This window comes from Variovorax sp. Root473, from assembly GCF_001426505.1.
In the GTDB taxonomy this organism is placed as follows: domain Bacteria; phylum Pseudomonadota; class Gammaproteobacteria; order Burkholderiales; family Burkholderiaceae_C; genus Variovorax.
Map to the genome: position 1 here is coordinate 241,581 of NZ_LMEV01000019.1, position 14,137 is coordinate 255,717.

General features: G+C 67.7%; 15 protein-coding genes. 8 read left to right on the forward strand and 7 right to left on the reverse strand.

Annotation, left to right across the window (positions count from 1 at the left end):
* The first annotated feature begins 142 nt into the window (after nt 1-142).
* The gene (locus ASD34_RS24315; protein WP_056583257.1) at nt 143-643 is read left to right on the forward strand and encodes a glycine zipper 2TM domain-containing protein; all 501 of its coding nucleotides are present in this window, start codon (nt 143-145) and stop codon (nt 641-643) included.
* 70 nt (nt 644-713) lie between these two features.
* Here the strand turns inward: ASD34_RS24315 and ASD34_RS24320 are convergent, their stop codons facing one another.
* Nucleotides 714-1,238 (reverse strand): FKBP-type peptidyl-prolyl cis-trans isomerase, encoded by a 525-nt coding sequence (locus ASD34_RS24320; RefSeq protein WP_056583259.1) that lies wholly within the window; start codon nt 1,236-1,238, stop codon nt 714-716.
* Between the two features lie 14 nt (nt 1,239-1,252).
* Between ASD34_RS24320 and ASD34_RS24325 the strand changes: the two genes are divergently transcribed.
* From ASD34_RS24325 to ASD34_RS24335, 3 genes are all read left to right on the forward strand, one after another.
* Nucleotides 1,253-2,395 carry a JmjC domain-containing protein gene (locus ASD34_RS24325; protein ID WP_056583261.1) on the forward strand — a complete coding sequence of 381 codons (1,143 nt, stop codon included), beginning with the start codon at nt 1,253-1,255 and terminating at the stop codon, nt 2,393-2,395.
* Entirely contained in the window at nt 2,385-2,891 is a 507-nt protein-coding gene (locus ASD34_RS24330; RefSeq protein ID WP_056583264.1) for a hypothetical protein, read from the forward strand. Before ASD34_RS24325 ends, ASD34_RS24330 begins: the two co-directional genes overlap by 11 nt.
* A 94-nt stretch (nt 2,892-2,985) precedes the next feature.
* Complete coding sequence (locus ASD34_RS24335; protein ID WP_056583267.1) at nt 2,986-3,234, forward strand: hypothetical protein; 249 nt, start codon at nt 2,986-2,988, stop codon at nt 3,232-3,234.
* Between the two features lie 77 nt (nt 3,235-3,311).
* On the opposite strand, the gene ASD34_RS24340 is transcribed toward ASD34_RS24335, so the two are convergent.
* The 6 genes from ASD34_RS24340 to ASD34_RS24360 all read right to left on the reverse strand — a co-directional run bounded on the left by ASD34_RS24340 (nt 3,312) and on the right by ASD34_RS24360 (nt 8,310).
* On the reverse strand, nt 3,312-4,091 hold the full coding sequence (locus tag ASD34_RS24340) for an MBL fold metallo-hydrolase (RefSeq protein ID WP_056583269.1): 780 nt from the start codon (nt 4,089-4,091) through the stop codon (nt 3,312-3,314).
* A 5-nt stretch (nt 4,092-4,096) separates the two neighbouring features.
* On the reverse strand, nt 4,097-5,179 hold the full coding sequence (gene bamC, locus ASD34_RS24345) for an outer membrane protein assembly factor BamC (protein ID WP_056583271.1): 1,083 nt from the start codon (nt 5,177-5,179) through the stop codon (nt 4,097-4,099).
* Nucleotides 5,180-5,335: 156 nt separating this feature from the next.
* Entirely contained in the window at nt 5,336-6,232 is an 897-nt protein-coding gene (gene dapA / locus ASD34_RS24350; RefSeq protein ID WP_414929894.1) for a 4-hydroxy-tetrahydrodipicolinate synthase, read from the reverse strand.
* A gap of 71 nt (nt 6,233-6,303) precedes the next feature.
* Nucleotides 6,304-6,876 carry a class I SAM-dependent methyltransferase gene (locus ASD34_RS24355; RefSeq protein ID WP_056583273.1) on the reverse strand — a complete coding sequence of 191 codons (573 nt, stop codon included), beginning with the start codon at nt 6,874-6,876 and terminating at the stop codon, nt 6,304-6,306.
* A 25-nt stretch (nt 6,877-6,901) separates the two neighbouring features.
* Nucleotides 6,902-7,045 carry a hypothetical protein gene (locus ASD34_RS27940; RefSeq protein ID WP_200937645.1) on the reverse strand — a complete coding sequence of 48 codons (144 nt, stop codon included), beginning with the start codon at nt 7,043-7,045 and terminating at the stop codon, nt 6,902-6,904.
* A 38-nt stretch (nt 7,046-7,083) separates the two neighbouring features.
* A complete protein-coding gene (locus ASD34_RS24360) occupies nt 7,084-8,310 on the reverse strand; it encodes an MFS transporter (protein WP_056583275.1) in 1,227 nt (408 codons plus the stop codon).
* Between the two features lie 193 nt (nt 8,311-8,503).
* Here ASD34_RS24360 and ASD34_RS24365 point away from each other — a divergent pair, with 193 nt between their 5' ends.
* The 4 genes from ASD34_RS24365 to ASD34_RS24380 all read left to right on the forward strand — a co-directional run bounded on the left by ASD34_RS24365 (nt 8,504) and on the right by ASD34_RS24380 (nt 14,132).
* Nucleotides 8,504-10,492: a DNA topoisomerase IV subunit B gene (locus ASD34_RS24365; protein ID WP_056583277.1), complete on the forward strand. Its 1,989-nt coding sequence runs from the start codon at nt 8,504-8,506 to the stop codon at nt 10,490-10,492.
* 30 nt (nt 10,493-10,522) lie between these two features.
* Nucleotides 10,523-11,452 carry a lytic transglycosylase domain-containing protein gene (locus tag ASD34_RS24370; RefSeq protein WP_056583279.1) on the forward strand — a complete coding sequence of 310 codons (930 nt, stop codon included), beginning with the start codon at nt 10,523-10,525 and terminating at the stop codon, nt 11,450-11,452.
* Nucleotides 11,453-11,541: 89 nt separating this feature from the next.
* Complete coding sequence (gene parC / locus ASD34_RS24375; RefSeq protein WP_056583280.1) at nt 11,542-13,938, forward strand: DNA topoisomerase IV subunit A; 2,397 nt, start codon at nt 11,542-11,544, stop codon at nt 13,936-13,938.
* Nucleotides 13,938-14,132: a hypothetical protein gene (locus ASD34_RS24380; RefSeq protein ID WP_235510232.1), complete on the forward strand. Its 195-nt coding sequence runs from the start codon at nt 13,938-13,940 to the stop codon at nt 14,130-14,132. The genes parC and ASD34_RS24380 overlap by 1 nt, the downstream gene beginning before the upstream one ends.
* Nucleotides 14,133-14,137: the final 5 nt, after the last annotated feature.

The following is a 14,137-nucleotide window of genomic DNA, read 5'->3' on the forward strand; positions in this document are numbered from 1 at the left end:
AAAGCGCGGAACTGCCGGCGCGCGGTTCGCCTCGAAGGTTTCAGCGTGTGTCTTTCGTCATCGCGGCTTCGGCTGGGACGTTAGACACGGCGGGCATGCCGCCCGTCCGGGCGCGTGCTGTTTTCTTCGAGGAGCCTCTTTCATGAACATCTCAATGCGCTTCATTTCCGTCACCGCGTCCGTGCTCGCACTGGCCACGCTCACGGCCTGTGTCGCGCCGGCCCCGGTCTACCAGACTTCGCGCTACCCCTATCAAGCGCCGCCACGCGCGATCCACTACCAGGAAGCGGCCTACGTCGAGTACGGCCACGTGGCCAACATCGAGGTGCTGCGCAGCGAAACCGCAGGCGTCGGCACGACGGGCGGCGGCGCCGTGGCAGGAGGCCTGCTCGGCGGCGTGGTGGGCAACCAGTTCGGACATGGCAACGGCCGTGCCGCAGCCACGGCCCTCGGCCTCGTGGGCGGCGCCTTGCTGGGCAACGCCATCGAGGCCCAGCAGAACGGGCCGCGCGCCTACGAGAGCTATCGCGTCTCGGTGCAGACCGACCGCGGCGGCTACCGCGCCTTCGACGTGCAAAGCCCGGGCGACCTGCGCATCGGCGACCGTGTGCGCATCGACAACGGGCACATCTCTCGCCTGTAGGCGGTCGGCCGCGCGCCACAAAGCAAAAGCCGGGCAGTGCCCGGCTTTTGCTTTGTGGGATGGCGTGGTGTCAGTGCAGCATCTGGTTGCCCGGCGCCATCGGCGGCACCTTGAAGAAGGCGGTACCGGCTGAGCCTCGGCCGACTTCTTCTTCGGTCGCCTCGCGCACCGATCGCACCGTGATGTCCAGGCGGATCGCGATGCCCGCCAGCGGGTGGTTGCCGTCGAGCACGAGGTGGTCGGGATAGATTTCGGCCACCGTGTAGATCGCGTCCTTGGGCATGGCCTCGCTCACGCCCTTGGGCAAGGCCGAGCCGTCGAAGGTCATGCCTTCCTCGGTGCCTTCGGGGAACAGTTTGCGCGGCTCCAGGAAGAGCAACTGGTCGTTGAAGTCGCCGAAGCCCTGCTCGGGCTCGATCTGCAGTTGGACGCGCGCGCCAGGCTCATGGCCCTGCAGGGCGGCCTCGATCACGTCGAAGAGGTCGTCGCCGCCCACCATGAATTCCACCGGCTCGTCGAGCACGTCCAGCACATCGCCGAGCGTGTCTTTCATGGTCCAGGTCAGGCCGACCACGCATTGTTCAGAGATTTCCATTGCAGAATTCTCCCATGGAGATCAATCAACCGCTGCCCTTGCTTGGCGGCCTGAGTCCCGCGCAGTTCATGCGCCGGTACTGGCAAAAGAAACCCCTGCTGATCCGGCAGGCCGTTCCCTCGATGGTGCCGCCGATCGACCGCTCCGCGCTCTTTGCGCTGGCGGAGCGGGAGGGGGTCGAGTCCCGCCTGATCCGGCATGGCAAGGCCGGCTGGTCGCTCAAGCACGGCCCGCTGCCCCGGCGCGCGCTGCCGCCGCTGAAGCAGCCGGGCTGGACGATGCTCGTGCAGGGTGTCGACCTGCACCACGACGGCGTGCACGACCTGCTGCGGCAGTTCCGCTTCCTGCCCGATGCCCGCCTGGACGACCTGATGATCAGCTACGCGAGCGACACGGGCGGGGTCGGTCCGCACTTCGACAGCTACGACGTGTTCCTGCTGCAGGCGCAGGGCCAGCGCCGCTGGTCCATCGGCAAGCAGTCCGACCTGCGGCTGCAGCCCGACGTGCCGCTCAAGGTGCTCGAGAGCTTCGTGCCCGAGCAGACCTTCGTGCTCGAGCCCGGCGACATGCTGTACCTGCCGCCCAAGTACGCTCACGACGGCGTGGCGGTGGGCGACGACTGCATGACGTACTCCATCGGGCTGCGCTCGTGCGCCGTGGGCGAACTGGGCGCCGACCTGCTGGCGCGTGTCGCACAGGCTTACGCGGAAGATTTGGAGGACGCGGGCCCCGCCGAACTCGCGCGCTACCGCGACCCGTCGCAGCCCGCCGTCGAGGCCCCGGCCGCGATGCCGGTTGCGCTGCAGGACTTCGCGCGCAAGGCTGTCGAGGCCACACTGCGCGACCCCGATGCGATCGACCGCGCGCTGGGCGAATCGCTCACCGAGCCGAAGGCCAACGTCTGGTTCGGCGAAGGCGGCCAGGCACCTGACGTGCTGCGCGAGGTTGCGCTCGACCGCCGCACGCGCATGCTCTACGACGCGCGGCACATCTACATCAACGGTGAAAGCTTTCGCGCCGGCGGGGCCGATGCCACGCTGATGCGGCGGCTGGCCAACCAGCGCGCGCTCGGCGCACGCGACCTGGCCCGTGCCAGCGAGGGCGCGCGGGCGCTGCTGGGCGATTGGTGCGAGGCGGGCTGGCTGCATGCCGGGTGAGGGCGCTGAACCGGTTCTGACCGAAGGCCGCTTCGACGGCCCGCAGGCGTTCGCGGATCTCATCCGAAACGCCTTGTCTGCCGCCGCGCATCAGGGCTGGAACGAAATCGTCTTCAGCGACCCCGACTTCGCCGACTGGCCCCTGGGCGAGCGCGCGAGCATCGAGGCGCTGCAGGCCTGGTCGGCCAGCGGGCGCCGCGTGCTGCTGCTGGCGGGGCGCTTTGACCTGGTGGAGCGCGGCCATGCGCGTTTCGTGACGTGGCGCCGCACCTGGGACCACATCGTCGAATGTCGCGCGGCACGTCGTTCAGGTGGCAGCCAAGAGGTGCCCAGCGCGCTGTGGACGCCCACCTGGTGCCTGCACCGTATCGACCCCGAACGCAGCCGCGGCGTGTGCAGCAGCGTGCCGCAGACGCGACGAGCGCTGCGCGAAAGCTTCGAGGAAAGCTGGCGCCAGGGGCGGCCGGCGTTTCCGGCCTCCGCGCTCGGCCTGTAAGCCAATGCCGCAAATACATCCCCGCGACATGTCCGGGCGGGGCTGGCAGTCTAGAATTTTTTGGTTCCAGACCTTCATTGCCAAAGGAGTCCTCATGAAGAAGTCGTCGTCCGTCCTGATTGCCTCGCTGATCGCCGCTGCCGCCCTGGTGGCTTGCGGAAAGAAAGAGGACGCCGCGCCCGCGGTCGTGACCCCGCCGCCCGCTCCCGTGACCGAGCCCGCACCCGCTGCACCGCCGGCCGCCGCACCTGCATCGGCACCGTCGGCCGCCGCCTCGTCGGCCCTGGACGCCGCCAACGCCGCGACCGAGGCCGCCAAGAAGGGCGAGGCACCGAAGCAGTAATTCCGCTGCAGGTCCGCAGCATGCAAAAAGCCGCCCTCGGGCGGCTTTTTCATTGGGGGAGGTCGATGCCCGCCTGTTCAGACGTCGAGCCAGGGCGAGCCTTCCGCGGCGGTTGCTGTGAGCATCTCGGCCTCATTGCCACCCAGCGCCTCGGCCATGAGGCGCCGCACGATCTCGGGCCGGTTGTTCTGCTCGCTCAGGTGCGCCGCGACCACGTGGCGCAGTCCGTCGTGCAGCACGGCGCGCGCAATCTCGGCCGCGGCGATGTTCGACAGGTGGCCGTAGTTGCCGCCCACGCGGTGCTTCAGGAACGCCGGATAGGCCGAACCGGCGAGCAGGTCGCTGTCGTGGTTGAACTCGAGCAGCAGCGCGTGCGCGCCGCACAGCCGGGCCAGCACGTGGCTCGTCGCGTGGCCCAGGTCGGTGAGCACGCCCAGCGTGCGGTTGCCGTCGGTGCAGCGCAGCTGCAGCGGCTCGCGGGCGTCGTGGGGCACGGTGAAGGGCTGCAGGCACAGGTCGCCGACCGTGAATTCGGCGTCGTCGCGCGCCAGATTCAGACGGCCTTCGTAATCACGGCCGCCCGTGGCCAGCCACGTGCCCTCGCTCATCCAGACCGGGATGCGGTCGCGCAGCGACAGCGCATGGGCGCAGCCGATGTGGTCGCCATGCTCATGGGTGATGAAGATGGCGTCGAGGTCTGCTGAGGCAAGGCCCGCCTGGGCCAGCCGCCGGTCGAGCTGGCGAATGCCGAAGCCGCAGTCGACGAGGAGGCGGGTGGTGCGGCCGGCGCTGGTCGTCGATTCGACCAGCGCAGCGTTGCCCGTGCTGCCGCTGCCGAGGCTTCGGAAGCGGAGCATGCGGGTTACTTCAGGTCGTCGGCGATGACCTTGACGATGCGCTGCGCGTTGGCCGAGGTTTCGGGTGCGCCGGCTTCGTTCAGGACCGAAACCGTGGTGGCTTCGCCCTGGCTCTTGACCGAGATGCGGAACTTGATCGGTGCCTCGTCCTTCTTGGAGCCGCTGAACAGCTTGCCGAAGAAGCCTTCGTCCTTCTTGTCGGGGTTCGGCGTCACGTAGCGCACGTAGTAGATGCCGGCGCTGCGGTCGCGGTCTTCGACGGTGAAGCCGGTGCGGTCCAGGGCCAGGCCGACACGGCGCCATGCGCGGTCGAAGCCTTCGTTGATCTGCACGACCGGCTGGTTGCCGATGGTCGCCACGGTGGCGGTCTTCGGCGCTGCGGTGGTCGCGGCGAGGATCTTCGACTGCTCTTGCGACACGCCGAGCTTGACCATCAGGCGACGCAGGAATTCGGTCTCGAGCTCAGGATCGCTCGGGCGCGGCTGCCACACGGTCTGGTCCTGGCGGGAGTTGTTGTAGACCTCCTGCATGCCGCGGTGGCTGATGAAGATCTCGGTGCTGCCGTTGGGGTTGCGCTCCAGGCGGGTGCGGAAGCGGTCGAGTTCGCCGGTCGAGTAGACCGAGTCGACCAGCTTGCCCAGCGTGCCGCGGATGATGTCCTGTGGCAGCTTGGCGCGGTTCTCGGCCCAGTCGGTTTCCATGATGCCCAGGTTGCGCTGGTCGGTGGTCAGCAAAAAGCCGCTTTCCTGCCAGAAGTCCTTGACAGGCTCCCAGAGCTGGTCGGGCGTGCGGTTGATGACGATCCAGCGCTGCGTGCCCGAGCGCTCCATGCGCACGTCGCCGATGTTGGCCACGGCGGTGGGGATGCCCGGTGCGTTCGCGACGCCCGCCTGGTAGGCGTTGGCGGTGACCGCACCGCCCGGCACCGCGTAGCGGTTGTCGCGCGAGAGCTGGGAGAGATCGGGTGGGACTTCGAGCGTCGGGGCCTTGCCTGCGCTCTTGTAGTCGATCTTGTCGCTCTCGAGGACGGAGCAGGCGGCGAGGCTGGCAACGAGGGCCAGCAGTGCAAGTCGCGAAATATTCTTCAACGTCGTCTTCCTTGGTGGAATGGTTCGGTCAATCGATGGGCCCCAGCGCCCCGCCCTCTCTGAGCACTGTTGCGGCAAAAGGTTGCTTGACCTTGCTGCGAACAGGGAGAAAGGGCCGGCGGGAGGCGGTGTGATCGGTGGGAAACCCGGCCCCCGTCAGTCCTTGAGCAGGCCGGTGGCGCGCAGCGCACTCTCGACCGCCGGGCGGCTTGCTTCGCCGAGTTCCGTGAGCGGCAGCCGCAGGGCGCCGCCGCACAGACCCAGGCGGGCCATGGCCCACTTGAGCGGGATCGGGTTGGGTTCGACGAACAGGTTGCGGTGCAGCGGCATGAGTTCGAACTGCAGCTGCATGGCACGTTTCACGTCGCCGGCCAGCGCGGCCACGCACAGTTCGTGCATCTTGCGCGGCGCCACGTTGGCCGTGACGCTGATGTTGCCCTGGCCGCCGCACAGCATGAGCGCGACCGCGGTCGGGTCGTCGCCGGAGTAGACGGCAAAGTGCTTCGGCAGGTCGCGGATGAGCCATTGGGCACGTTCGATGTTGCCGGTGGCTTCCTTGATGCCGATGATGCCGGGCACCTGCGCCAGGCGCAGCACGGTGTCGTGCGCCATATCGGCGACGGTGCGGCCGGGCACGTTGTACAGCACCACGGGCAGGTCGCCGACGGCTTCGGCGATCGCCTTGAAGTGCTGGTACTGGCCCTCTTGCGTGGGCTTGTTGTAGTAGGGAACGACCTGGAGTTGCGAATCGGCGCCGACGCCCTTGGCGAACTTGGCGAGCTCGATGGCTTCCTTGGTCGAGTTCGCGCCGCAGCCGGCCATCACGGGCACGCGGCCCCGGGCTTGCTCGACGGATACGCGGATGATTTCGCAGTGCTCTTCCACATCGACCGTCGGCGATTCGCCGGTGGTGCCGACCACGCCAAGGCAGTCGGTGCCTTCGTCAATGTGCCAGTCGATGAGCCGCCGCAGGGCGGGGTAGTCGACACTGCCGTCGTCGTGCATCGGCGTGACGAGCGCGACGATGCTGCCTGTCAGTTGCTCCAAGGGAATCTCTTTGTCGGTGGACGAAAGCGGCCATTCTACTGACTCCGGCCGGGCCGGAGACAGTTGTGTCGGCCAGCTCAGCTGGCCTTCAGGAAGTGGCGCGGCGGGGCGCCCGCGGCCGCTTCGCCGGGCCGCACGGCGGCAATGCGCTGGACGAAGCGCGCCGGCTCCGACAGGAAGCCGTCTTCATAGGCGATCACCTGCAGGCTGGCGCAGGCCCCGAGCAGTTCGCCCGGCTGCAGCAGGAAATCGGGCCGCGAGGGCTTGCCGACGGTCTCGTTGCCGGCCGCGAAGGTCTCGTACAGCAGCACGCCACCCGGCGCCACGGCAGCCACGATGTCGGCCATGCGCGGGCGCCAGAGGTAGTTCGTGACGACCACCGCACCGAAGCGCTGGGCCGCAAAGGGCCAGGGCCCCGATTCGATGTCGGCCGCCACCACCCGGCCGAAAACGCCAGCGGCCTCGACGGCTTCGGGTGCGCGGTCGACGCCGGTTGCCGCATGCCCACGCCCGGCGAACCACTGCATGTGCCGGCCGGACCCGCAGGCCACGTCGAGCACGGTGGCGTTCGGAGCGAGCAGGTGCGACCAGCGCACGATCCATTCGGAGGGCGTCGTGCTCGCATGCACGGGGGCTGCTACATCTTTCATAGCGGTCGATGTCAGGGCGCGGTTTTCAGAAACAGGACCACACCTGATCGACCAGCGTCACCAGGAACGACGGATGCACGTACAGCGCGAACACGCCGCCCAGCGCCGCCAGCACGGCGGCGAACCAGGCGGCCTGGGCCAGGTAGTGGTTGCGTGTGCGGGGCGTCATGGCGATGGCTCCTTGCAAGAAAGGAAAAGCGCGGGCGGTCAGCCCGCCACAGCGGCCGGCCGGACGCCGCGCGCAATGGCGCTTTCCTTGACCGGCAGGTTGATCAGCGCCGCGAACACGCCCAGCGCGATCGAGATGTACCAGACGATGTTGTAGCTGCCCGTCGTGTCGTACAGGAAGCCGCCGAGCCACACGCCCAGGAACGACCCCACCTGGTGGCTCAGGAACACGAAGCCGCTGAGCATCGACAGGTGTGCCACCCCGAAGATGCCCGCGACGATGGCGTTGGTGGCCGGCACGGTCGAAAGCCACAGGAAGCCCATCGCCGCCGAGAAGACGTACACGCTGAGCGGCGAGATCGGCACCAGCAGGAAGAGGGCGATCGACACCGCCCGCGCCAGGTAGATGGCTGCCAGGATCTTGGGCTTGGACAGCTTCTGCCCCAGCAGGCCCACCGTGTAGGTGCCGAACACGTTGAACAGGCCGATCAGCGCCAGCGCGTAGCCCGCCACGTCGGTCGACAGGCTCTGGTCGCGCAGGTAGGTCGGCATGTGGATGCCGATGAACGCCAGCTGGAAGCCGCAGACAAAGTAGCCCGCCATCAGCAGCCCGAAGCTCGGGTAGCGGAAGGCCTCGCCCACGGCCTGCAGCACCGACTGGTCGCGGTGGCCGGCCAGCGCGGCGGTCTTGGGTTCGCGCAGGCCGAAGGCCAGCGGAACGATCACGAGCACCACCACCGCCAGCACCGCCAGCGCGGTCTGCCAGCCGAAAGCGCCGATCAGGCGGCCTTCGATGGGCGCCATGAGGAATTGCCCGAACGAACCGGCCGCCGCCGCCACGCCCATCGCCCAGGAGCGGCGTTCGGCCGGAATCTGCCGGCCGATCACGCCGTAGATCACGGCGTAGGTCGAGCCCGCCTGCGCGGCGCCGATCAGCACGCCTGCGCTCAGGGTGAAGAGCAACGGCGTCGGCGAATGCGCCATGCCGAACAGGCCCAGCGCGTAGAAGACCGCGCCGCCGATCAGCACGCGAAACGCACCGAAGCGGTCGGCCAGCATGCCGGCGAACACACCAAAGATGCCCCACGACAGGTTCTGCACCGCGAGCGCGAACGAGAAGGTCTGCCGGCTCCAGTCCTGCGCCTGCGTGATGGGCTGCAGCCAGAGGCCGAAGCCGTGACGGATGCCCATCGAGAGCGTGACGATCATGGCGCCGCAGAACAGCACCTGCTTGATCGAAAGGGTGGGGGCGGGGGAAGCTTGCATCCTTCGAATGTAGCGAAATGCGTGCTGTGGAAGGCGGCGCGGCGGCCAAGGCCATTGATGATTTGTGGGTGCGGTTTCGATGCGCAGACGGCATCAAAAGCCAAAAGGCTGGCCGCCGATATGCAAAATGGCTGGCGTCGGTGCCTGTATGGGTATCCAGTCATTTCAACCCAACTGACTACAATCCGCCCCCATGGCGACTTCCCCCAAGACATCTTCAGACTCCGCTTCCGGCTATTCGGAAGGCTCCATCCGCGTGCTCAAGGGCCTCGAGCCCGTGAAGCAGCGCCCGGGCATGTACACCCGGACCGACAACCCCCTGCACATCATCCAGGAAGTGCTCGACAACGCCGCCGACGAAGCGCTGGCAGGCTACGGCAAGAAGATCAAGGTCACCCTGCACGCCGACGGCTCGGTCAGCATCGAGGACGACGGCCGCGGCATTCCCTTCGGCCTGCACCCCGAAGAAAAGGCGCCCGTCATCGAACTGGTCTACACCCGGCTGCATGCCGGCGGCAAGTTCGACAAGGGCTCGGGCGGCGCCTACAGCTTCTCGGGCGGCCTGCACGGGGTGGGCGTGTCGGTGACCAATGCGCTGTCCAGGCGCCTCGAAGTCAGCTCGCACCGTGAAGGTTCGGTCGCGAAGCTGGCCTTCAGCGCCGGCGACGTGATCGAGGCGCTCGAAATCCGCAAGCTCGAAGCCGGCGAACGCAAGCAGGGCACCACCGTGCGTGCCTGGCCCGACGCCAAGTACTTCGAGACCGCCGCGCTGCCCATGGGCGAACTCACCCACCTGTTGCGCAGCAAGGCCGTGCTGATGCCCGGCGTGAGCGTCACGCTGGCCGTCGAGAAGACCGGCGAAAGCCAGCAGTGGCTCTACAAGGGCGGTCTGAGCGACTACCTCATGCAGACGCTCAACGGCGACCCGGTCATTCCGCTGTTCGAAGGCAGCGGCCATGCCGACAAGAACGCCGACAACTTCGCCGAGGGCGAGGGCGCCGACTGGTGCGTGGCCTTCACCGAAGACGGCCAGCCGGTGCGCGAGAGCTACGTCAACCTGATTCCCACCAGCGCCGGCGGCACGCACGAAAGCGGCCTGCGCGACGGCCTGTTCAACGCGGTGAAGAGCTTCATCGAGTTGCACTCGCTGCTGCCCAAGGGCGTGAAGCTCCTGCCCGAGGACGTGTTCGCGCGCGCCTCGTACGTGCTCAGCGCCAAGGTGCTCGACCCGCAGTTCCAGGGCCAGATCAAGGAACGCCTGAACTCGCGCGACGCTGTGCGACTGGTGTCCAGCTTCGTGCGGCCGACGCTGGAGCTGTGGCTCAACCAGCACGTCGACTACGGCAAGAAGCTCGCCGAGCTGGCCATCAAGGCTGCCCAGACGCGCCAGCGCGCCGGCCAGAAGGTCGAGAAGCGCAAGGGTTCCGGCGTGGCCGTGCTGCCCGGCAAGCTGACCGACTGCGAGAGCAAGGACATCAGCCACAACGAAGTGTTCCTGGTCGAGGGTGACTCCGCCGGCGGCAGCGCCAAGATGGGGCGCGACAAGGAAAGCCAGGCCATCCTGCCGCTGCGCGGCAAGGTGCTCAACACCTGGGAAGTCGAGCGCGACCGGCTCTTCGCCAACACCGAAATCCACGACATCTCGGTAGCCGTGGGCGTCGATCCGCACGGCCCCGCCGACACGCCCGACATGAGCGGCCTGCGCTACGGCAAGATCTGCATCCTGTCGGATGCCGACGTGGACGGCTCCCACATCCAGGTGCTGCTGCTCACGCTGTTCTTCCGGCACTTCCCGAAGCTCATCGAAGCCGGCCATGTCTACGTTGCCAAGCCGCCCTTGTTCCGGGTCGACGCGCCCGCGCGTGGCAAGAAGCCGGCCTCCAAGGTCTATGCGCTGGACGAGGGCGAACTCACCGCCACGCTCGACAAACTGCGCAAGGATGGCGTGCGCGAGGGTGCCTGGAGCATCAGCCGCTTCAAGGGCCTGGGCGAAATGAGCGCGGAACAATTGTGGGAAACCACGCTCAATCCGGACACCCGCCGCCTGATGAAGGTCCAATTGGGCCGGTTCGATTTTTCGTCCACCCAGGGCGAGATCACCAAGCTGATGGGCAAGGGCGAAGCGGCGGCGCGGCGCGAGCTCATGGAATTGCGCGCAGACGACGTCGACATCGACGTCTGATCCAATTCTTTTTTCTTTCTCTTCCTACGCATGTCGGTTTTCAAGCGTTCGCTGTGGTTGGCCTTTCTGCTGTGCACGCAGCAGGGGCTTGCGCACGCCGCCGACATCTACGGCTACATCGACAGCAACGGCGTGGCGCACTTCGCGGCCGAGAAGGTCGACGAGCGCTACAAGATCTTCTTCCACGGCGGCCAGAGCTTCGACACCGCGAAGGGCCTGTCGCCGCTGGGCCGTGGCCGTAGCAACCGCCGGCTCGACGGCAAGGTGTCGCCGGCCGCGCAGAACCTGCTGGCCATGTTCGAGGCCTCGCCCGGCTACAAGACCGCGAAGTCGGCGCTGCGCGATGCGTCGAGCAAGCACGCCATCGACTACGAGCTGCTGCAGGCGCTGGTCGCCACCGAATCGGGCTTCGACGCCAGAGCCGTGTCGCCCAAGGGCGCGATGGGGCTCATGCAGCTCATGCCGGCCACCGCGCAGCGCTACGGCGTGGCGACGGACAAGCGCGGCACGATCGAGAAAAAGCTGTTCGATCCGCACATCAACATCGCCGCCGGCTCGCGCTACCTGCGTGACCTGATCGCGATGTTCCCGGGCCAGATCGAACTTGCACTGGCCGCCTACAACGCGGGCGAAGGTGCGGTTCAGCGCGCGGGCAACAAGATCCCGAACTACAAGGAAACGCAGAACTACGTGCAGACCGTGCTGCAGCTGTACGCGTACCTCAAGCCTTCGGCCGTGACCGTGGGCGGCAACCTGCGCAGTGGCAGCAGCGGTGCCAGGACGCCGGCGCGCATCCGCATGGAGATGTCGGTGCCCAAGGGCGGCGCGATCGGCCGCGGCAACATGCCGTCCGAGTCGCCGCGCAATGTGCCGACGATGCCCGAGATTCCCGAATTGTCCGATGTACCGACCAGCGCGGCCGAGCCGGGCGATGCGTCGCCGCCGGCGCCGTTGTCGTGACGTCGAAGCCCGCGATGCATCCCACTTTCATTCGGGGCTGAGCGCATCACGCACGCAGCCCCCGCAACTGTTTTCTTTCTCTCTTCTTCATGGACGACTCTCAACCCCCGCTCGACCTTGCAGGCCCCACCGACGGCGACACCACCCTCACGCTGGCCGACTACGCGCAGACCGCCTACCTCGAATACGCCCTGAGCGTGGTCAAGGGCCGCGCACTGCCCGATGTGTCCGACGGCCAGAAGCCGGTGCAGCGACGCATCCTGTACTCGATGTCGCGCATGGGCCTGGGCTTCGGCGGCACCAACGGCACCGTGGGCGCCAAGCCCGTGAAGAGCGCACGCGTCGTCGGCGACGTGCTCGGCCGCTTCCACCCGCACAGCGACCAGGCCGCGTACGACGCGCTGGTGCGCATGGCGCAAGACTTCTCGCAGCGCTATCCGCTGGTCGACGGCCAGGGCAACTTCGGCAGCCGCGACGGCGACGGCGCCGCGGCCATGCGCTACACCGAAGCACGCCTGGCGCGCATCACCAGCCTCTTGCTCGACGAGATCGACGAAGGCACGGTCGACTTCATTCCCAACTACGACGGCAGCACCGAAGAGCCGCGCCTGCTGCCCGCGCGGCTGCCGTTCACGCTGCTCAACGGCGCCAGCGGCATTGCCGTGGGCCTGGCCACCGAAATCCCGAGTCACAACCTGCGCGAGATCGCCGATGCCTGCGTGGCGCTGATCAAGTCGAACGGCAAGCTCAGCGAAGAAGAGCTGCTGCAGATCGTGCCCGGCCCCGACTACCCGGGCGGCGCGCAGATCATCAGCGGCCCGGCTGACATCGCCGACGCCTACCGCACCGGCCGTGGCTCGCTGAAGGTGCGCGCGCGCTGGAAGATCGAAGACCTCGCGCGCGGCCAGTGGCAGCTCGTGGTCAACGAACTCCCGCCGGGCGTGAGCACGCAGAAGGTGCTCGAGGAAATCGAGGAAATCACCAACCCGAAGGTCAAGGCCGGCAAGAAGGCGCTCTCGGCCGACCAGACGCAGCTCAAGGCCGCGATGCTGTCGGTGCTCGACGTGGTGCGCGACGAGTCGAGCAAGGACGCCGCCGTGCGCCTCGTGTTCGAACCCAAGACCTCGCGCATCAGCCAGGACGAGTTCGTGACCACGCTGCTGGCGCAGACTTCGCTCGAGACCTCGTCGCCGATCAATCTCACGATGGTCGGCATCGACGGCAAGCCCACGCAGAAGTCGCTGCGCCAGATGCTCAACGAGTGGATCGCGTTCCGCGAGATCACTGTCGAGAAGCGCTCGAAGCATCGCCTGGGCAAGGTGCAGGATCGCATTCACATTCTCGAAGGCCGGCAGCTGGTGCTGCTGAACATCGACGAGGTCATTGCCATCATCCGCGCGGCGGAAGATCCGAAGGCCGCGCTCATTGCGCGCTTCAATCTCAGCGATCGCCAGGCCGAGGACATCCTTGAAATCCGGCTGCGCCAGCTGGCGCGGCTCGAGGCCATCAAGATCGAACAGGAGCTTGCCGGCCTGCGCGAGGAGCAGAAAAAGCTCGAAGACATCCTCTCCAGCCCGGCCACGCTGCGCCGCCTGCTGGTCAAGGAAATCGAGGCCGACGCCAAGACCTTCGAAGACCCGCGCCGCACGCTCATCCAGGCCGAGAAGCGCGCCGTGGCCGAGGTGAAGGTGGTCGACGAGCCCGTCACCGTGATCGTGTCGCAGAAGGGCTGGGTGCGCGCGCAGAAGGGCTGGGCGAGCGAGAAGGCGGCCGGCAATGGTGGTGCCGCGCCCGAGTACAGCTTCAAGTCGGGCGACACGCTCTACGGCGCCTTCGAATGCCGCAGCGTCGACACGCTGCTGGTCTTCGGCAGCGCCAAGGACAAGAGCGTGCGCGTCTACACCGTGCCCGTGGCTTCGCTGCCCGGCGCGCGCGGCGACGGCCAGCCGGTCACCACGCTCATCGAGCTGGATGCCGGCACGCACGTCACGCACTTCTTCGCGGGCCCGGTGGGCGCCTGCCTGCTGCTGGCCAACACGGGCGGCTACGGCTTCATGGCCACCATCGAGAACATGATGTCGCGCCAGCGCGGCGGCAAGGCCTTCATCGACGTGGGCGAGGGCGAGCAGCTGTGCCGTCCCTCGCTGGTGGGCGGCGCGAGCGGCGCCGAGCCGATGCCGGCTGCCACGCACGTGGCCTGCGCCTCGACCGGCGGCCGCATCCTGACCTTCGACATCACCGAGCTCAAGAGCCTGCCCAAGGGCGGCCGCGGCCTGACGCTGATCGACCTCGAGCCGAAGGACACGCTGGCCGGCGCCGCCGCCTACACCCGCAGCGTGCGCATCGACGGCATCGGCCGCGGCGGCAAGGAGCGCGACGAGACGCTGGAGATCCGCACGCTCAACAACGCACGCGGCACCCGCGCGCGCAAGGGCAAGGCGGCCGACCTGGGCTTCAAGCCCGCGAGCATCGTGCGGGTGCTCTGATGCTGGGCGGCATCGACATCAGTGCCCTGGGCATCCTGCTGGCCGTGGTCACGGGCTTCGGCAGCTACATCCTGGGGCGGCGCATGCGCGCGAAGCGCGCACAGAAGCGGCTGGACAAGAACCAGGCCGCCGCGCGGGCCGGCGAGACGCGCCAGGTGCGGCGCGCGCGCGAACGGCGCGAACAGGAAAAGTAAGGCCG